Below are 20372 nucleotides of genomic sequence, written 5' to 3'. Positions count from 1 at the left end.
ACTATTTGGACTCCAGTCCGTCCAGCAGCGACTCCCACTCCGTCCAGGAGTAGACCGCCGCATACTCCCTCAGCAGCGCAAGCATCCCCTTGGCGAGAAGCTTGTCGGGCACCAGCTTGGCCCATTCCGATTCGAGCCTCTCAAGAGCGGAGGCCGCTTCCGTCCGCACAGCAGGCGGAACCGAGTCGGGAATAGCCGACACAAGCCGCTTCAGCTCTTCGAGCTGTCCATTCCGCTGCTGCGCCTCCGCTTCCAACGGCCATCCGGCCTTCTCCCTCAGAGCGTTCATATCGGGAGCGGGAAGAATCGGCTCTTCGCCGGTCAGCAGAAGCCCTTTCATCAGGTGATCGATCCGATTGATCAGAAAGCGGGAAACACGCCCTTCATCAAGCTCCGCATCGTCGAAAAAAAGCTTCTCTAGATAACGGCCTGTCATTCCTTCGAACATCGTCGCCGCATCCGTGACATATCGCGCCGCCCGGTTCCCGTAAATAGCGGAGATGTGAGACAACGTCCATACCGCCGACCTCGCCCTTGTCCGCATCAGCAAGTTTTGAACTTGAGGATTAAGCCCCGTCGCCGGCTCCAGGAACAACATGCGCATAAAATGCAGATGTTCCCGAAAAAACCGGAATTGACGTTCGATTAGCACGCGAAGCTTGTCCCTGGAAGAAAGCTCCCTGTCTTCAGGGAGCTCCTCCATACAGCGGAACAGCATATCTGTGTAATATTCGAGCACCGATAGGTACAATTCATCCTTCGAATTGAAGTAAAAATACATCGAGCCCTTCGCCATGCCGATTTCGCGAGCGATCTCTTGAATGGAGGTAGCATGGAATCCTTTGCGGGAGAAGCAGCGGATAGCCGCTTCCAGAATAGTCCGCTTTTTATCCTGCACGGGCTTAAGCCCCTCTCTCCCGTTATTCCGCCAACGTTTTCGGCTTGCGGCGCAGCTTCATCAGAATCTCATAGACGATCGGCACGATGAGAAGCGTCAGAAGCGTAGAGCTGATTAATCCGCCGATTACGGTAACGCCAAGACCTTTGGAAATAATGCCGGCTCCTTCGTAACCAAGCGCAAGCGGAAGCAGCGCTCCAATCGTGGCAAGAGCCGTCATCAGGATCGGACGAAGACGAGTACCTGCCGCTTCCAGCAATGCTTCGCGGGTCGTCAGACCTTCGCGCTCCTTGTGAATGACGCGGTCAATTAGCACGATAGCGTTGGTCACGACGATACCGATCAGCATAAGCGCACCCATGAGCGCGGAGACGCTGAGCGTTTCGCCGGTAATCCAAAGAGCGACGAGGCCGCCAATGACGGCGAACGGCAGAGCGAACATGATGGCGAATGGAGCGAGGCCGCCTCCGAACGTCAGCACGAGCACCAAGTAGACAATGGCGATGGCGGCAAGCATAGCCAGACCCAGCTGCGTGAACGTTTCGTTGATCTGCTCGGTAACGCCGCCGAATTTCACTTGCACCGAAGCCGGCTTCTCCAGTCCGTCAACCTTCTTCTGAAGATTGCTCGACACTTTCGCTACATCCTTCTCGGTGATCTCCGCGCTGACCGTAACGACCATCTTGCCGTTCTCCCGGGCAATCGAATTCGGAGATTCGCCTTTTTCGACTTTAGTCACGTCACGCACCGGAACTTCGACGCCGAGCGGAGATTGGAGCTTCGTGTCGATGACGTCGTTGATCGTGCCGTATTCGGCCGTATCGGCTTGTACGTAGACGTTGTAGGTTTTCGAGTCTTCCTTCACCGTCGTCAGCACCGGCTGCTCGCGGGCAGGCATCAATGCCATGGCGATTTGCCCTGCTGTCAGCCCGTATTTGCTCAGCTTCGCCTGATCGGCAACGATCGTGTACTGCTCGTATGTTTTGGACAAGCTCGTATCCACTTTCTCGAACGCTTTGTCCTGGTTCATCAAGTCGACGACTTGATCGACGACAGGTTTGATTTGCTCCAAGCTGTCGCCGTATACGCTGAGGCTGAATCCGCTGCCGCCGATTCCGCCGCCCATGTCCATTTCCGACCATTCGCCTTCCGGCACGACCTTGTGCAGCTCTCCGAGAATCGCTTCCTTTTTGTCCGCGAAATTTTTCGTGTCGCTCTTGAACTGCAAGAAGAACAATCCGGATTTGGAAGGCCCCGGGGACAGCGGGTTTTTGCCGCCGATCGAATATTGCAGTTGAGTAATGTCCGGCTCTTTAAGAAGATACTTCTCCGCTTCCAACGCTCGTTTCTCGACATCCTCAATTCGATCGCCCGGCTCCGGAGAGTACGTAATGAGAGTGTACTTGTCTTCTTCCTCCGGCAGGAAGCTGGCTCCTATTTGCCCGACAAGCGCCAAGCTGCCGCCCAGCAATGCGAACGCGATGACAAGCGTGATGATTTTATGGTTAAGCGCCGACCGGAGAAAGCCGCGGTATTTGCGAGCCAGATACCCCGGTTTTTCGTCGTGATCGTGGTTTTTGGCTCCCGCTTTCAGACCTCTCTTGAACATCTGATGCGCGAGCATCGGCACGACGGTAATGGCAACGAGCAGAGAAGCCAGCAATGAGAATACGATCGTAAGCGCGAACGGCAGGAAGAGCTGACCGACCATGCCGCTGACGAGCCCAAGCGGGAGGAATACCGCTATCGTAACGATCGTCGAGGACATAATTGGAAGGAACATCTCCCGAGTCGCCTCGCGGAACAAGTCTACGCCCTTCAGCTTCTCGCCGGTCAACGCCAGCCTCCGGTAGATGTTCTCGATAACGACAATCGAGTCGTCGACGACCCGTCCGATCGCTACCGTCATTGCGCCCAGCGTCATGATGTTAAGCGTAATATCGAATTGCTGCAGCAGCAGCACCGCGATAATGAGCGACAGAGGAATGGAAACGACCGAGATGAGTGTCGTCCGGATATTGCGCAAAAACAACAGGATGACGGCAATCGCGAACAATGCGCCGAACAAAGCTTTATTCAGCATTGTGCTGACTGATTCCTCGATCGGCTTGCCTTGGTCCATCAACACGCTAAGCTTAAGGTCTTTGTACTGCTCCCCGAGCTTGTCCGCTTCCTTCTTCACGGCGTTAACGACATCGACGGTGTTCGCATCGTTCGATTTGACGATTTGAATACCGATGGACACGGCGCCGTTCGTGCGGGAGATCGATTCCTCTTTGCCGGTCATGCGGATATCGGCGATTTCCCCTAACGCCACAGTCGGAATTCCGTCGGCCATGGTCATTCCCGGCGACAATTCATCAGGCTGCGGCGCCGCCGAGCCCGCTCCGGAGGCTGCCGCAGGAATGGCCGGGATGGCGAGCCGTTTCAAATCGTCGATCGTCGTTACTCGCCCGTCTACAACGATCGTTTTTTCCGAATTTTCCAGCGTGAACAAGCCCAGCGGAGCTTTGACCGCCGAAGCCTGTACAATGCCTTTTACCGTATCTTCGCTTAAGCCAAGCTCTGCCATCTTCGCTTTGTCGAAGGACAGCGTCACTTGTTGAACGTATTGGCCCGCGATCTGTACGGACGCAACTCCCGGTATTCCTTCGAGCACCGGCTGCACTTCCTCGGATACGGTCTTCGTCAGATCCGCAAGCTCCTTCAGACTGCCTTCGCCGGAAGCGCTGAGCGAGATAACCGGAAAGGAGTTGATGGAAAACTTCGAAATTTCGGGAGCCTGGACGCCGGATGGCAGAGCGATTCCCGAGGTCGCTTCGCGAATATCGCTAAGCGCCTTGTCCATATCTTGACCGAAGTCGAACTCAAGCGCGATAGAGGATACGTTCTCCATGGAAGTGGAGGTAACGTTCTTGACTCCTTCCACGTTCTTGAGCTTCTTCTCCAGCGGCGACGTCACTTGCTCGACGACAGAGTCTGGAGCGGCTCCCGGATAGACGGTCGTCACGCTCAAATAAGGAAACGTTAAATTCGGCAAGCTTTCCTGCTTCATGTTCAAGCCGGAATAAAGCCCCGCCACGATGACGATTAGCGTAATCATCCATAGCGCGAACTTGTTTTTTAGCGAAAATCCGATAATGCTCCGCATAACCCCAATCCTTCCGCTTGCTTATTTTTATTAGAGTCCCGATATTGTATCGAACAACCGGTCGACTAGTCAATTGTACGTTGGATCGTATATTCCGGTTTCGTTTCGAACAATCGGTCGATAATTTCGTCCGTTAACGAAGGTGAGATCTAGTTGAATGCCTTTAGTTTGGACAAATGGGGAAAGATTGACTCCTCCCTCGAACCGAACCGAGCGCAACGAGAGACGCAAGAAGCCTCCTGATTAGCTGCACAACATGCATGTGTTTACGAGGTCGTCTATTCGGGTCCAGCAACTACCTGCAGTTCGTACAGTAAATTGTACTAATTTAGCCCGCATGAGGGAAAAGCGGCGGAATTACCTGCACGAAATACAGTCTACCTCCAACTTTAAGGCTTATGCTGGGAGTTACCTGCACAAAATACATCTAGACTCTAAACTTCTCATAGGTCGAGTCCGAAGTCGGAAACCCTCGTTTCGCCTCGGGTCGCATATGAGTCGCTTCAGAACGCTCTAACCCGATTTCGCCCCACTGAACAACCGAAAGTCGCCTATCCAATAGCTTCGCAATACGATTTTGCCCACTTGGAGCTTCGGTTTTGAATCGCATCTTTTTGAACCCCCCTCTGCGAGAAGGCAAAATTGAACTGGAGTTAAGGGACGAGCTGCGGAGGAAATTATTGACGGGTAAAATATCAGACCGCTTAGATGTCTTTGGAACGCCGAAGCTAAAACTCCGGTCGGCCCGATAACAAAAAAAAAAAACCGACCGGCTTCCCGGTCGGCTTAAGCTTCAATACAAATGGCAAGCCGTATAATGATCCGGCTCGACTTCCTTGAACTCCGGCATCGACTCGGCGCACTTCGCCATCGCGTTCGGACAGCGCGTGCGGAACGGACAGCCGCTCGGCGGATTCAACGGGCTCGGTATTTCACCCTGCAAAATAATACGCTCGCGCTCCCGCTGCAGCTTCGGATCCGGCAGCGGAATGGCGGACAGCAGCGACCTCGTATACGGATGGAGAGGCTTCGAGTTCAGCTTCTCGGACGTCGTCACCTCGACAAGCTTGCCGAGGTACATAACGCCGATCCGGTCGGAAATATGCTTCACCATCGCCAAGTCGTGCGCGATGAACAAGTACGTCAAGCCGCGGTCATGCTGCAGCTTCTTGAACAAATTGACGACCTGCGCTTGAACGGATACGTCCAGCGCGGAGATCGGCTCGTCCGCGATAATGAATTCCGGCTCGATGGCCAGCGCCCGAGCAATGCCGATCCGTTGGCGTTGACCGCCCGAGAACTCATGCGGGAATCGCCCGGCGTGCTCCTCGTTCAGGCCGACGTCCTTCAGCAGCTGCTTAACGCGCGCGTCCCTCTCCTTGCCGCTGTACAGACCGTGGATGTCGATACCTTCGGCTATAATGCGACCGACCGTCATACGCGGATTCAACGATGCGTAAGGATCCTGGAACACCATCTGCATGCTCCGGTTGAATTTCCGCTTGCCGTCTCTATCCATCTGCCGCACATTGCGGCCGTTGAACGCGATGTCGCCTTCCGTCGCATCGTACAAGCCGATCAAAGTTCGGCCCGCCGTCGACTTGCCGCAGCCGGATTCGCCGACCAGCCCGAACGTTTCTCCTCGCTTGATCGCGAAGTTCAAGCCGTCGACTGCCTTCAATATCCGGCCGCCGCCCAGATTGAAATGCTTCTTCAAGTCCCGCGCTTCCAGAATGATATCTTCAGCCATTGGCGTGTCCTCCTGCTCCGACCGGACGTCCTACCTTCGGCGCGTCCTCGTGGTTTAGCCAGCATGCGGCGCTGTGGGAGTCCGAGATATGAAAATGACCGGGATCCTGCTCCTTGCAAATCTTCATGGCGTAGGGGCAACGGGCCGCGAACGCACATCCGACAGGCGGTGCATACAAATCCGGCGGCGAGCCCGGGATCGATTCGAGCTCGCTGTTTCTATCGCTATCGAGACGCGGAACCGACTTCAGCAATCCCCACGTGTAAGGATGACGAGATTCATAGAAAATTTCGTCCAATGTCCCCTGCTCGACCACTTTGCCCGCGTACATGACGATGACTCGTTGAGCGATTTCAGCCACTACGCCGAGATCGTGAGTAATCAAAATAATCGATGTGTCCGTCTTCTTCTGAATATCTCTCAGCAGATCGATGATTTGAGCCTGAATCGTAACATCGAGTGCGGTCGTCGGCTCGTCGGCTATGAGCAGCTTCGGATTGCATGCAAGCGCTAGAGCGATCATGACCCGTTGGCGCATCCCGCCCGACAGCTCGTGCGGAAATTGATGAACCCGCTGCTCCGGATTGGACATCCCGACCAGCGACAGCAACTCGACCGCCCTCTTCCACGCTGCAGACTTACTCACTTTCTCATGCTTGATGACGCCTTCGGTAATTTGCGCGCCGATCGTCATCGTCGGATTGAGCGAGGTCATCGGATCCTGGAAGATCATCCCCATTTCGTTCCCGCGAACTTTTTCCATCTGCTTCTCGTTCAGCTTGACGATGTCCGTCTTGCCGTCGAATACGATGGCTCCGCTCTTGATGAAGCTGGGGGGCGTAGGTACCAGCCGCATAATCGTCTGGGCCGTTACCGATTTGCCGCAGCCCGACTCGCCCACGATGGCGATCGTCTCGCCTTTATTCAAATCGAAGGAGACGCCGCGAACGGCCTGAACCTCTCCCGCGTGCATTTTGAAAGAAACCTTCAAATCCCTCACTTCAAGAATGGGCTTGCTCATGGAGCACTCCTCCTTATTTCCTCATCTTCGGATCGAGGGCGTCGCGAAGTCCGTCCCCAAGCAGGTTGAAGCTGAGCAAAATCAAGCTGAATACAATTGTCGGGAAAATCAGCCTGTGCGGCTGATACCTCATATATTGGGCGCCGTCGTTCAACAAGTTGCCCAAGGACGCGAGGGGCGGCTTAATTCCGAGACCGGTAAAGCTCAGAAACGCTTCCACGAAAATCGCCGACGGTACGACGAACGTAATTTGAACGATGATGATACCGATGACATTGGGAATCAAGTGTCGGGCGATAATGCGAACCGGACTCGCTCCCAGCGTTCGCGCCGCAAGGACATACTCCTGCTGCTTCAATAGCAGCACTTGTCCCCTTACGAGCCGCGCCATCGTTACCCAGCCTGTAATGGCGTAAGCGAGAATAATCGAATCCACGCCGGGACCCAACAGAACGATCAGCAAAATCGCGATCAGCATGTAAGGAATGGCGGAGACGATTTCGATAAAGCGCTGCATGACGGTATCCAGCTTGCCGCCGAAGTAGCCGGAGATTCCTCCGTAGATAACGCCAACCACCAGGTCGAGCAGTGCGGCGATTATGCCGATAAACAGTGAAATGCGCGTGCCCCACCATACGCGAACCCACAAATCCCGGCCGAAATCGTCCGTGCCGAAAAAATGCCCGCCCGAAGGCTTAAGGTTGATTTCGCTCAAGTTCTGGGTTTCGTAATCGTAGCCGCTAAGCCACGGAGCCGCGACGGCCAGGACGGTCAGAACGATCAGAACGACTAATCCGATCATAGCCAATTTGTTACGGCGCAATCTCCTCCACGCATCCTGCCAATAGTTGAGAGAAGGACGAACGATGACATCTCCGCCGTTCGACGGATCAGCCGGCGCGAAAAGATCCTTGGATATTTTGCCCATGCTCTACCTTCTCCCTTCCAGCCGGATTCGCGGATCGATCAAGCCGTATGCAATATCTGTCAAGAACATGACGACAATCAGAATGGCTGCGTAGAATATCGTCAAGCCCATGATCATCGTGTAATCGCTCGACGTAATCGAGCTGACGAATTGAGAACCCAAGCCGGGTACGGCAAAAATTTTCTCTACGACGAGAGTGCCCGTCACGAGGTTGACCGCAATCGGCCCATAATCGTGACGACCGGCAAGATAGCGTTTCGAACCATATGAGTAAACACGACCCTTCCGGTCGCGATTCCTTTCGACTTCGCCGTCTTGATGTAATCTTGGCTGGCTACGTCGAGCATCGAAGCCCTCATCATCCGGGCGAGTATCGCTATGGTGCCTAACGATAGCGCAAGCGCGGGCAGAATGCGGTGCTCCGGCCCTGTCCATAGCCCCGGAGGCAGCAGCCCCCATTTATTGCCGACAAAATAGGACAACAACGGACCGATAACGAAGGACGGTATGGAAACCCCGACCAACGCGATGAACATGGCGGAATAGTCGCCGAATTTATTGTGCTTCAGCGCCGCGAAAGTTCCGAGGAACAGACCGACGATGACAGCGAACACGAGAGAAATGAGACCGAGCTCGGCCGATGCGGGAAAAGATTGCTTGATTACTTGCACGACGGGACGATTCGGAAATTGATACGCAACCCCCAAATCTCCTTGAGCGACATTGCCTACGTATTTCAGATATTGCTGCCAAACAGGCTTGTCCAAGCCATATTGTTCCTTCAGGATCTGGATGCTGGCCGGAGGCAGCTTCCCGCTGTTCTCACCGAATGGGTTGCCCGGCAGCAGCTTCATCAGGAAAAAGGTAATCGTCACGATGAGCCACAACGTGATGAGCATATACAGCAGACGCCGCAGCGTATACTTTAGCATGTATTCTCTCCTCCCCAAGCAACATGAAGGAAGCCGTTCCGCCTGACGAACGGCCTCCTTCATATATGGCTTGAATCAAGTCTTTTGGATGGGAATCTTATCCTTCGATCGAAGCCCACTTCAGTTCGAAGTCAGGACCGTAAGGAGGAAGGATAAGCCCTTTTACCTTGTCCTTGATCACGAACGGAGAGGAACGGAAGTACAGCGGGTACAGGGCGGCATCGTCCATCAGAATTTTTTCCGCCTTGACGAGCATTTCGGAACGTTTCGCAAGATCAAGCTCGGTTTGAGCGTCCTTCACGAGCTTCGTATATTCGTCGTTTTTCCAATCTTGAGTATTGAAAGGACCGTCGTTAATGAACATATCGAGCCAAGTCATCGGATCGTTATAGTCCGCGCCCCATAGCGAGGAAACGATGGTGTAGTTTTTGCCCAATTCGCGCTCCAGACGGACGGCATGCGGCAGAGGCTCTGCCGATACGTCCACGCCCAGGTTCGTCTTCAACTGGGACGTTACGAACTCCAGCAATTTTTTGCCGGTTTCGGTGTCGTCGCCGATGATGGACAGCTTGCCGAATTCTTTCACGTCTTTAATGCCGGCTTCCGCCATGCCTTCGGCAAGGAGCTGCTTGGCTTTCGCTGCATCGAACGGCACTTCGATGTCGCCGACGACTTTGCGGAATTCTTGGCCGTTGCCGTCGGAGTTGCCGTTCGGAACGTAACCGGTAGACGGAACGGAGCCGTTCATCAGCACCGTGTTGACCAGACCAGCGCGATCGATTGCTGCGCCGAACGCTTGACGGATTTTTTTGTTCGCGAACGCAGGAACTTTCGTTTGCTGGAAGTTCAGGTAGCCCGTCACGAGCTCGCTCTTGATATGAAGCTCGGATTTGCCTTCGTAGGCTTTCATTTGATCGCCTTTGATATCGGCATAGTCGGTTGCGTTCGTTTCGTACAAGTTCAGACCGGTTGCGGTGTCTTTAACGATGTTAAGAGTGACCTTGTTGATCTTAACGTTAGCCGCGTCCCAATATTTCGGGTTTTTCTCGAGAACGATCGTTTGCTCGTGATCCCATTTCGTGAGGACGTAAGGACCTGCGCCCAGCACTTTGTCGGCTTCGGTGCCGTTTTGCGCGCCGGCCGCTTCGATTTGGGATTGCTTTTGCGGATAGAAGTTCAGGAACGCCAGCATAGAGGTGAAGAACGGAACCGGGTGATCCAGCTTGATTTCAAGCGTTTTTTCGTCGAGCGCTTTCGCTCCGAGCTTGTCTTGAGCCGCTTTGACCGCTTCCGGCGTTTTGGCGTTCATAATTTCCTCGCCGCCGTCGATCCATGCAACGACGAACGCGTAAGTAGCTTTCGTAGCCGGGTCCAGCGTACGTTTGAAGGAATAAACGAAATCTTGCGCCGTTACCGGAGTGCCGTCGGCCCATTGAATACCGTCGCGCAGCTTCATCGTGTAAGTAAGCCCGTCCGCAGATACGGTCGGAAGCTCGGAAGCGAGCGCCGGCTGCGGCTTCATGTCTTTATCCAAACGGTACAGCCCTTCGCTGATCGCGCCCAGGAACGTAAACGATGCGGCGCTTTCCGCAATCGATACGTCGAGCGCCGGAGGCTCTGCCCGGTAGTTCATGACCAGTTCTTGCTTCTTGCCGGTATTTCCGCTTGTTGCGCTTCCGGAAGGACTGCTCGAGCTGCCGGAGTTGTTGTTCCCATTGCCGCAGGCCGCCAACGCGCCTACAAGTGTCAGTGCCATTAGGCCTGTAACGACTTTCCTAACCTTCATTCCATGTGCCTCCCCTAGATGATTGTGCCTTCCATCATGCCGCCGTTATCGTGATGACTTTTTCACTGTGCATATTGTGCGCATGACTTCTCTCACGTATGAATATTTAGGACACGGTCATTCTACTACGCAATGTTCGGAGATAACAATGACAGAAATTATCCAATGTTATATTAATTGACATCAATAGAGAAATATAAGTGACACGAAAATCACGGGAAGCGCATTCATTGGCGAATTAAAATAAGAAAGGGCGAATATACCAGTGAGTGCTTTAACTCATCAAAGCCTTGCCGCGCAAGGACATAACCTAAAGCCGCCTAGCGATGACCATTAATAATTATACATAAACAATGCATAATGAAATTAATTTGAAAAATATTAACCAAATTTAAAATTTAGACGAAACGGACAATAAAAAAAGAAGCTCATTCAAATTAATCTGAATTTTTCTTCGTTATTCGTCTGTTTTCATCCATTATCTCAGTTAACGTGTCGATGTGTTGGTGTGCTGTCGTAGCAATACATTGATGTAAGTCCGCTTAAAAGCTTTAAAACATTAAACCATTGATGCTTATTTATGCATAAAAACCGTTTAAAAAATGAAGTCGACCGCCCTCTGCCGCATCCCCGCCTATGAATTTGAACTCGGTACATACATGTCATGTAATTTACAACTATGGAAAACCGCCCCTTACCCGAGCGAAAGATTAGGTATTGCTTTTTATCTTCGAAGCTTGTATAATTTGAAGTTAGTTAGTAAGTGACCACCTCGATTTTTCCACGTTGGGCAATACCTCCCGTTCCCCACACATTCCTTAATTTGGCTGCTGGAAGGAACACGAACTCTCACCGGAGCGGCCTTGGAGCCGCAAAGACGATGGAGAGGCAGGGCTATCGTTGTTTTCGTGTCAGTGAATCAGGAAGAATCGCGCGGTCGCGCTACCACATAAAAAGACCCCCGCCAGGTAATAACCTGCGGGGGTCGTCCATTTTTATACGGGCTTCGCGGCTTCGTCAGCCGACCATCATATGAATTTCAGCGCCCTTTTCGCCTTCGCCGGAAACGTTCTTCGGTCTCTTAAGCAACAGACCGAGCACTCCTCCGACAATGGCAACATACATCAATATTCCGAAGGTATATCCAAAAGCGTCCGCGTAAATAGGCAAGTCGACTGCTTTCTTGCCTTGATCAATCAGCAAATCCTGCATTCTCGTCGTGGAGATCGTCGTTAACCCGGCTACCGCGAACGACATCATAACCTGCTGGGTAGCGTTGGTCAAGGAGGTTACACGGCCGACCAGGTTTTGAGGAGCGGACTGGATCAGATGCGTGTTAAGCGGCATCATGAACAATCCCATCCCGGCGCCGAGCATTCCAAGCGGCAGCATAATCGAAAGGTCGCTCGAATCCGCCGAAATGTTGGAGAGCAGAATAGCTGCACCTGTCGTAATAATCATCCCGACGACGACGAGCGGACGAGCCCCGAATTTGTCGGAGAGCTTGCCGCCGATCGGCATGAAGACGGCCGACGCCAGAGCTTGAGGAAGCATGAGCAAGCCCGTTTTGATCGGAGAATAGCCTTGCGCTTGCTGAAGGAACAGCGGCACGAGGAACATCGTTCCGAACATCGCCATCTGGGAAATCCATTGAACGACGATGCCTCTCGTGAAGTTGCCGGAACGGAACACCCGCAGCTCCAACAGAGGATTTTTGCGCGTCAGCTCAATGATTACGAAGAGCACAAGCGCCACGACACCGACGGAAATGCCGGTAAGAGTCGTCGCCGCCGTCCATTTGGATTCTCCTTCAGCCGTGAACGATCCGCCCTCGGAGACGCCGTAGACGAGCGCAGCGAACGCGATTGGCGCAAGAATAATTCCCGGAAGATCCAGACCCGGCACCGATTGGCGGGCAATGTTCGGAAGCGTACGAATACCGAGCAGAACGCCAATGACCCCGATTGGAAGATTAACGAGGAAAATCCATTCCCATGTCGCTTTCTCAACAAGCCAACCAGCCAGTACGGGACCGAGCGCAGGCGCGAGAAGAATCGGAATCCCCATCATGCCCATTACTTGCCCCACTTTGTCCGACGGCGCCAGGCGATAGATGAACGCCATCGAAATCGGCATAACGACGCCGCCGCCCAACCCTTGCAGAATGCGGAACGCAATCAGCATTTCCACCGAATTGGCCAGGGCGCACAGACCGGAGCCGATCGTGAACAGCCCGATGGAAATGAGGAACACTCTCTTCGCCCCAAACCGATCCGACAACCATCCGGCAAGCGGTATAACCGCCGCTTGCGCCAGCGCGTAACCTGTGACCGTCCATTGAAGCAGACTGAAATTGCTTTGATTGAACTCTCTCGCCAACTGCGGCAAAGCGACGTTAACGGCAGTACCGTCCAGGATGACCATGAACAAACCGACGATAATCGCAACCAGCGGTCCGATGATTTGCTTCATGGACAGGGAACCTGTCGAAGGTGCAGCATTTGAATTTGAAGCCATGTTTCTCCTCCTATCCTTATAGAGACGCACTCCTGAGCGTAGTCTCTCTTGTCCGTTGACCCGCGCGGGCAGGCGCGGTACAATTGACTTATATGGACTCTACAAAGGGACGCCTGCAACAAAACGGACAATTGTCCGATTTATTTTCGATGTTACCGGACAATTGTCCGGGTGTCAATACGAATACGAGCCTTTATTTAGAAAAAATTAGCGAGGTGGAGCCTATGAACGTTCGACGAGAACGTAAGGATGCCGCGGAGCACCGCAAGCTGATCCTGCGGACGGCCGAATCTCTCTTCGCCGAGCATGGCGTTAACGGTGTCAGCATGCACCAAATCGCCAAAACCGCCGGAATCGGTCAAGGAACGCTGTATCGTCGATACGCGCACAAAGGCGATCTGTGCTGCGATCTGGTGAACGATCACTGCGTGCAATTGATGGAGATATCGACCAAACTGTTGGAGCAGCAGGGCAAGTCGTCGGCCGAGAAGCTCGGGGAGCTTCTGGACCTGTGGATCGATGCCTTGGAGGAGAAGGCCGATCTCGTCATCGTCATCGAATCTCAAAAGCCCAAGGAGTGGGACGAACGGGGAACGACCTGGTTTCATTCTCCTATGTATCGCTTCATGCTCGACTCTACAGCAAGCTTGCTGAGGGATCTCTTGCAAGAAAGGCCCGTTCAACCTTTCGATCCCATGCTGACCGCGCACGCGCTCATTTGCTCCATAGCTCCGGCCGGCTACTTTCATTTTCGACGGGAGCAAGGCTACTCCGTCGAGCAGATGAAAAGGGCCTACCGGCAAATGTATCAGCTTCCGACGAACTGAGCGGAAAACAAAGGCTGCATCGTCCATAGGGCGATGCAGCCTTTTGTCGGTTCAAGCTTCGTAGGATCGGTTCTGGCGCGCTCTCGACACTTTGACGAGTCTCTCGCCGAGCACGATAATCGGCACGACGATTTCAACTAGCAAAATTCCGCTGACGGCATCCAAAATAACGTGTTGCTTAACGAACAAAGTGGACAGAATGATAAGGGAGGACATCCCCGTAATCAATATCATGTTCCATTTATTCCGGAATTGACTCGTCCAGAGCATCCTCATGACCATGTAGCTCGAAAAGCAGTGAATGCTCGGGAAGCAATTGAACGGTTGATCCCGGTTGTAGATATATTCCATCAGTCTAGTGAACGGATCGTTCCCGGTCAGAGCCGGGCGGGGAACCGTCGTCTGGAACACGGAATAAATCATGTAGCAGACGAGCGCGCATACGATATACGTAAGCAAGGCGCGAAAATACACGTTAACGTCTTTTCGAAAAAAATAAACCAGACAAACATAGATGTAGAATATCCAAATCGAATAAGGCAGCGAGAAATATTTGATAAACGGAATCGCTTGATCGATCGACGTAACCAGACTGCTAACATCCTGGTCCGAGCGATTGGTCCATTTGTACATCATACCCAAAAACGGAAACACGAGCATAAAAATTAACGGCGTATACTTCTTCCATTGAATATCCCGAACTCGTTGAAGCATTTTAGTTCGCTTCCCCCTTTGCTCTCTTTTTCTCTATGCGCCCTCATCTTCAATTGTGCTTCGGCAAATGGCTTACGTAGCTGTCGGACAATCGAAGCAGCTCAAGCGCGCGGTCGTACTCCTCTTTGGTCGCCATCGCCGCCTTCGGCGCCTCGCCTTGGAAGGTGTAATTCGTCCCGTCAGCGAAGCCGTCGCCCGGCACGAAGATTCCGTTGCCGTTAATGAAAGAGCCTGTAGGCAAATAGTAGCGCTGAGGCAGTACATTGCTCGTCGAATTGAGCAAATCCTGGCCGAAGTGAATATGGTTGTCTAGAGAGATGCCCAGCAAATTCGCCACCGTCGGAAATATGTCCGATTGGCCGCCGGTCACCGTCAGCTTTTCGGGCTCCGTCTCGCCCGGAACGGCCATAATAAGCGGAATGTTCAGCATTTCCGTGAAATTGTACGGCCGATCGTAAATTTCGTACATCAGGTCTCTTTCGCGACTATTCAGGGAATAAATCGGCAGCCCCATATGATCGCCGTATACGACGAGTATACTCTCATCCCATAAGCCCGATATTTTGAGCTTCTCGACGAACTGCCCGAGAGCGTAGTCGGCATAATGCTGAGCCTGAATATAATCGCCGACCATCGTCCCTTGATACCTCTCCGGCAGCTTGAAGCTAAGCTTTTCCGACGGAACCATATTGAACGGATGATGCGCGGACATCGAGATCAGTTGAGCATAGAAAGGCTTGCCCTCTGCGCGCATCTCCAGCAGCTTGTCGGTCGTCTTGGCATAGAGCACTTCGTCGGACGAGCCAAAGCCGACAAAATCCTTGTCGCCGAAGTAGCTCTTGTCGTAATAATGCTGAAAGCCCAGCGCTTTGTACAGCTCTTTGCGATTCCAGAATTCCACGTCGTTCGTATGGAACGTAGCCGTCTTATACCCATGCTCGGCCAGCGTCTTCGGCATGCTGGGCAGCGCCAGATCTCCATAATCCTGAGAAGCCGCTCCGTATTGCGGAATAAGTAACGACGTATTAACTACGTATTCCGCATCCGACGTATTGCCTTGTCCAACCTGCTGGTAGAAACGAGGGAAATACTTATTCTCTCTCATCAGCTTGTTCAGGTTAGGCGTCACTTCTTGTCCGTCAAGCTTAAGGTCGAGAAGAAAATTCTGAAAAGCTTCCAATTGGACGATGATAAGGTTATCGCCCTTCGCTACTCCGAAATCGCGCGAAGAAGCGGACGACACCGATTGCTTCAGATTGGCGATCTTCTCCGGCGTTATCGTCTCCGGATCGACGGCTTCGTTCGAACCGTTGGCGAACGCGGTCGTGATTCCCCCCGAGAAAACGCTGGAGACCAACGTATGGATTTCGTAGTTAAGGATGCCCATCCCTTCCGCCTGTCTCAGCTCGTTGACGCTGTCCCGGTGTGTCCACACGGTCGATACGCTGGCAATGAGAGAGCATACGAGCAAGACGGAAGCGTATTTCGCCGACTCGCGTACGGCCAATCGCTTGCCCCACGTTCTGACCGACTTCCGAGCGGCAAGCAAAATCCAGAAAACGACGATGTCGATGTAGATCAGCAAAAAGTACGGATGAAGCAGCGAGAAGACGCTCCCCTTCACTTCCGTCACTTGGCCGACCTGCTGCAACGCATGGAAAGTGACGATGACCCCGAAATATTTGTAGTACATAATGACGGCGAAATAGATGCAGGTCATAAGCAGGTCCGCGATCAGGTAAGCGCCCAGCTTACGTCTCGGGAAGAGTAGCTCGATCAAGCCGAACGCGACCCACACGGAAGGAATTCCGGCGATCATCGTCTTCCACAAGGAGCCGGCGTCGAATATGACGATCTGCGCCAAGCCCATTTTGAGTATCATAATGAGGGTGAAAAAGACGAACGGCTTGGAAAACCAAGAACCGATTATTCTCAGACGCATTCGCTCCCACCTCTCTGTTTTCGTATAAATTTCATGGACGGCGCTCTGAGACTTATTCATTATAACGAAAGCAACCTTTCGATTAAAGTAGAAGTGGGAGGAAGGTCGCCTAAAGGTTGGCTAAAGCCGCTCATGTCACGTATAATGTTGCAAATGAAAGGAGTGGCGGCCATGGCCATCCGATATACGCGCGAATACGATCAGATCCTCGACGACTTGTCCCGGGCGATTGCGACGGTTCCGGATTTCTACGACGCCTTCGAGATGGAGGCAGCCGATTGGGAAGAGCTTAGCGATGATGAACGCTCCGTCTGCGTGCGGACGCTTGCCGACGACATCTTCTACGCGCTGGGAGCCGATCCGGAAATTCCCGTCGGGACGGGAACAGCTTCCTACGACGCTTCCCACGGCTTCATCAAAGTCGCGGCGACCGATCAGCTCGTTCACGTTATTCCGCTTCGCGAATAGACTCCGCGGCGGCCCTGCGGATTTGTCCGATTTGGGTCGCCAGGAACGCTATGAACAAGAAAAGCACGATTCCGATCCCGACGACGGACCAGTTGATCGGAACCTTCATCTCCGTCAGCGCCAAATAGATAGACAATCCCGCCACCGTCAACGAGTTTTCCACGAAATTTTGCACGGCGATCGTTTTCCCCGGCCCTACCGACCGTTTCCCTTCTTCCTGCAGCATCGTATTAAGCGGAATGAGGAAAATGCCTCCGAACACTCCCACGAGAAACAACAAAGATACCGTCAGCCACAGCATATGCGTGAATGAAGCGATCATGACCGTGGCAACCATAGCGATTCCGTAATAATAGCCTCGGTGAAGATTGCCTTCCGGCACGAGCTTGGGAGTTATGACCGCACTTGCGACGACGCCCAGCGCCGTAATTCCGATAATGAGCGATTGCTGGTCCGTGTCGGTAATGCCCAGGTTGACCGGAAGCCAGGCAATCAAGGCGATTCGCAGCACCGCCGCCGTCAACCAGAACGACCCGGTGCCGATCAAGGAGAATCGGGCGCGGGAATTCCGGAAGAGCGTCTTCAAGTCGGCAAAAAAGCTGCGCGCGGCCGAGCCGTAACGAATATCGGCATGCCCCGCCCTTGCGGGGATAAGGAAAGTCATCGAGAGGGATATTAAGTATACGAGCAAGCAAACGAGAATAGCCGGCAAGTCCGATCGGGATGCCAACAGACCTCCCGCCACCGTACCGGCGAGAATGGCGAAAATCGTGGATCCCTCCACCTGCGCATTGGCCCGAAGCAGTTCTCTCTCGTTCGAGGTAAGCTCCGATAAAATGCCGTATTTGCCGGGAGAATACACAACCGCCCCGATTCCGACCAGAAAAAAACAAATGACAGGCGAGACGCCGAACAACAGCAGCGTAATGCCCGCCGCTTTCAAAGCGTTGCCGTACAGCAGAACGTGAGCCTTGGCGTTCTTGTCGGCGAAGGCGCCGACGAGCGGCGCAAGCACGACATAAGCGAGCAATACCGCCATCTGAATATAGGTGACCATCCCGTCCGGATTGGCGACGCCTTGACGCTTCACCATCCCTACGATAAGAAAGAAGTTCAGGTTGTCCGCAAAAGCGCTCATGAACTGCGTTACCACTACCGCCTGAAGCGGAGTGAGCCCCATCTTCCTTTTAACCTCGATTCCCCGCATGTCTGCGTTACCCCCGTATCTAATTTCCGCTTCATATTATACACCGATCCCCCTGCCGAGTCATATTCTGCCTGCTAGCGCTGCCAAATCAAATGAAAAACAGGACGGAGCGGCGGCTGTACCCCTGCTCTGTCCTGTCTGTATATAACGCATAAATAAGCCGTAATAAAAGATAGTTACGTCGACCCTTACCGATAGGAACGAATAATACCTCTTAATTGCTCCAGCGTACGCGAAAGCTCCACATTCTCGACGACGTGCTCGCAGCTTTTTCGATAAGTGACCTCATCCGGATAGTGGTCCAGATAGGCGTTGACGACCTCGTAGCTTGTCCCCTTGCTCTCAAGCCGCTCGCGTACCGTCTGCTTGTCCACGTAGATGAAGATGCGGACGACGCGATCGCCGAACAACCGCTTGACGACCGAAGCCCCTTCGCGATTGAGGATCAAGCTTACATCTGCCTCTCCGGACAGAGCTCTCTCCAGCTCCCGATTCAATATTCCGTATTTGTGCCGGTCGATCTCCGAGGTTTGGACGAACAGGCCTCCGTTCTCCCATTCCTCGAATTGCTCCGCGCTTATGTAATGATAGTCCGAGTCCGGTTTCGCCGGATTGCGCGGAGGGCGTGTCGTGCACGATATGACTGGCGTCAGGCCGAATTCCCCGCCGATTTTGCGAGCGATCGTCTTGCGTCCCGAGCCGCTGGTTCCGGTAAACACGAACATGCGCTTTTGCGAATCCATAAGGTCCCCTCCTCTTTTTTTCGTATCCTATACTTTATATATCGGCATAGACCTTTGTTCCCAGAAGGTAATCCTCAAGATATAATCGCAGGAATGCGAAAAAGACCGTAAATAAGGCCAAATACCCGCCGGAAATTATGACCCCGGATGCCTGCCCGAATAGTCGTCTCGTCCGATTTCAATAGTCCTAGAATGTGGTTAGCTATATTTTGTCGTATAGAATCGAAAAACCTGCAACGGAGGCGCATTATGAGGCGATTGACGGCGGTCATGACTATGGTCGCGCTATTATGGACGGGAAGCAATGCTTATGCAAGCGCGGACGCGGCATCGCCGTTCTCCGACATTCGAGGGAACTGGGCGGAGAACACGATAAAAGATATGGTTGCCCGGGGCGTATTGGACGGTTTCGCGGACGGCAAGTTCCGCCCCAACGATCCCGTAAAGGTCGACCAATTTATCAAAATGCTCATTTTGTCCTATGCCGACCTGCATCAAAACAAGGAACGAAGCTGGAACGAAACGTTCCTCTCCTCCTTAAGCGAGGACAATCGCATGATCCTTAAGCAGGACTATCGGTACTTCGACTTCAAGCCGAGCACATCCGGCTTCTGGGCGAAGCCGTTCATTGACGTCGCCAGCGATTTGCACTTCCTGAACAAGAGCCGGTATAGCGATTTTCAAGCGAATATGACCCGCGAGAACGTCGCAGAGGTGCTGTACTATACGCTTCAGGAGACGGAGTTTCTGGAGGACGAGCAGTTCAGCGAGCAAGCGGCGAAAGCGTACGGCGATTTGACGAGCGCGACGGACCGCGAGCGGAAGTTCATCGCCGAATCTCTCGTCAAAGGGATTATGGTCGGTTACGACAACGGCAATTTCGGCGTCGGCAAAATCGTTACTCGGGCCGAGGCGCTCTCTCTGCTGGAGAGACTGACGAATAAGTCCAAGCGCGTTCCGATCAAGGCTTCTCCGGAAAAGCTGCAGCGGCAAGTTCCTACTCAAGGCGGCGGCAGCAAAATCGTCGCGTTCCCGGACAAGAGAATGTGGGATGCGTACGATGTCTTGGTTCAAATCGGAAAAGTGCGCGGTTTGAATCAGGACATGCTGGAGACGAAGTTGCGGTTGTTCAAGGACCAGACGGAGAAGGACGCCGTCCAAAGCCAAACGGCCGGAACGGCCAAAGCGACGGAGGAAGCTACTCTCTGGCTCGACCCTCAATACAATACGTATGGCATCACGATGCGGCTAAGAAGCGGAACGTTCGCCCGGAACCAGGAGTCGGTCCAGACGTTCGCGAACTATTTGTTCGGCTATAACGCATCCACGTTCTATCCGCTGTTCAACTCGGTATGCACCGACACGGAGGCCGGCAAAAAAGTCGAGTCCAAACGCGTCGTCATCGGAGGCGACACCGTCGACATCCAAGTAGACGCCGCGAACAAAACGGTTGTCTTCTCAATTTCCAAGAAGCTGGAAGCTTAGCGT

Annotated in this window: 14 protein-coding genes and 1 pseudogene; 3 read left to right on the top strand and 12 right to left on the bottom strand. The window is 53.2% G+C overall.

The annotated features are described in order from the left end of the window. Position 1 precedes the first annotated feature (1 nt). The 8 genes and pseudogenes from D3H35_RS15755 to D3H35_RS15715 form a co-directional block, all read right to left on the bottom strand. Positions 2-898 (bottom strand): TetR/AcrR family transcriptional regulator, encoded by an 897-nt coding sequence (locus D3H35_RS15755; RefSeq protein WP_119150229.1) that lies wholly within the window; start codon positions 896-898, stop codon positions 2-4. Between the two features lie 22 nt (positions 899-920). Continuing rightward, positions 921-4049 (bottom strand): efflux RND transporter permease subunit, encoded by a 3129-nt coding sequence (locus D3H35_RS15750; RefSeq protein WP_119150228.1) that lies wholly within the window; start codon positions 4047-4049, stop codon positions 921-923. 793 nt (positions 4050-4842) lie between these two features. Next, positions 4843-5799 carry an ABC transporter ATP-binding protein gene (locus tag D3H35_RS15740; RefSeq protein WP_119150226.1) on the bottom strand — a complete coding sequence of 319 codons (957 nt, stop codon included), beginning with the start codon at positions 5797-5799 and terminating at the stop codon, positions 4843-4845. Next, on the bottom strand, positions 5792-6820 hold the full coding sequence (locus tag D3H35_RS15735) for an ABC transporter ATP-binding protein (RefSeq protein WP_119150225.1): 1029 nt from the start codon (positions 6818-6820) through the stop codon (positions 5792-5794). The genes D3H35_RS15740 and D3H35_RS15735 overlap by 8 nt, the downstream gene beginning before the upstream one ends. 13 nt (positions 6821-6833) lie before the next feature. After that, the gene (locus D3H35_RS15730; protein WP_119150224.1) at positions 6834-7748 is read right to left on the bottom strand and encodes an ABC transporter permease; all 915 of its coding nucleotides are present in this window, start codon (positions 7746-7748) and stop codon (positions 6834-6836) included. Between the two features lie 3 nt (positions 7749-7751). Beyond that, positions 7752-8680, bottom strand: a pseudogene (locus tag D3H35_RS15725) (ABC transporter permease). A gap of 97 nt (positions 8681-8777) precedes the next feature. Continuing rightward, on the bottom strand, positions 8778-10466 hold the full coding sequence (locus D3H35_RS15720; RefSeq protein WP_119150223.1) for a peptide ABC transporter substrate-binding protein: 1689 nt from the start codon (positions 10464-10466) through the stop codon (positions 8778-8780). A 1017-nt stretch (positions 10467-11483) separates the two neighbouring features. After that, a complete protein-coding gene (locus tag D3H35_RS15715; protein WP_119150222.1) occupies positions 11484-12983 on the bottom strand; it encodes a DHA2 family efflux MFS transporter permease subunit in 1500 nt (499 codons plus the stop codon). A 224-nt stretch (positions 12984-13207) separates the two neighbouring features. Between D3H35_RS15715 and D3H35_RS15710 the strand changes: the two genes are divergently transcribed. Further along, entirely contained in the window at positions 13208-13810 is a 603-nt protein-coding gene (locus D3H35_RS15710; RefSeq protein WP_158594132.1) for a TetR/AcrR family transcriptional regulator, read from the top strand. 51 nt (positions 13811-13861) lie between these two features. On the opposite strand, the gene D3H35_RS15705 is transcribed toward D3H35_RS15710, so the two are convergent. Beyond that, positions 13862-14524: a phosphatase PAP2 family protein gene (locus D3H35_RS15705; protein ID WP_119150220.1), complete on the bottom strand. Its 663-nt coding sequence runs from the start codon at positions 14522-14524 to the stop codon at positions 13862-13864. A 49-nt stretch (positions 14525-14573) separates the two neighbouring features. Continuing rightward, complete coding sequence (locus tag D3H35_RS15700) at positions 14574-16466, bottom strand: LTA synthase family protein (protein WP_119150219.1); 1893 nt, start codon at positions 16464-16466, stop codon at positions 14574-14576. 171 nt (positions 16467-16637) lie between these two features. Here D3H35_RS15700 and D3H35_RS15695 point away from each other — a divergent pair, with 171 nt between their 5' ends. Further along, positions 16638-16934, top strand: a complete 297-nt coding sequence (locus D3H35_RS15695; RefSeq protein WP_119150218.1) for a hypothetical protein — start codon at positions 16638-16640, stop codon at positions 16932-16934. On the opposite strand, the gene lplT is transcribed toward D3H35_RS15695, so the two are convergent. Both lplT and D3H35_RS15685 read right to left on the bottom strand, forming a co-directional pair. Then, entirely contained in the window at positions 16915-18141 is a 1227-nt protein-coding gene (lplT, locus tag D3H35_RS15690; protein WP_119150217.1) for a lysophospholipid transporter LplT, read from the bottom strand. The two genes, D3H35_RS15695 and lplT, sit on opposite strands and share 20 nt — an antisense overlap. Positions 18142-18329: 188 nt before the next feature. Further along, a complete protein-coding gene (locus D3H35_RS15685; protein WP_119150216.1) occupies positions 18330-18884 on the bottom strand; it encodes a guanylate kinase in 555 nt (184 codons plus the stop codon). A 249-nt stretch (positions 18885-19133) separates the two neighbouring features. Between D3H35_RS15685 and D3H35_RS15680 the strand changes: the two genes are divergently transcribed. Next, positions 19134-20369: an S-layer homology domain-containing protein gene (locus D3H35_RS15680; protein ID WP_158594131.1), complete on the top strand. Its 1236-nt coding sequence runs from the start codon at positions 19134-19136 to the stop codon at positions 20367-20369. The last annotated feature ends 3 nt before the right edge of the window (positions 20370-20372 follow it).

Origin of the sequence: Cohnella faecalis (assembly GCF_003570905.1) — a bacterium.
Classification (GTDB): Bacteria; Bacillota; Bacilli; order Paenibacillales; family Paenibacillaceae; genus Cohnella; species Cohnella faecalis.
This window is presented reverse-complemented; position numbering and strand designations above follow the sequence as displayed.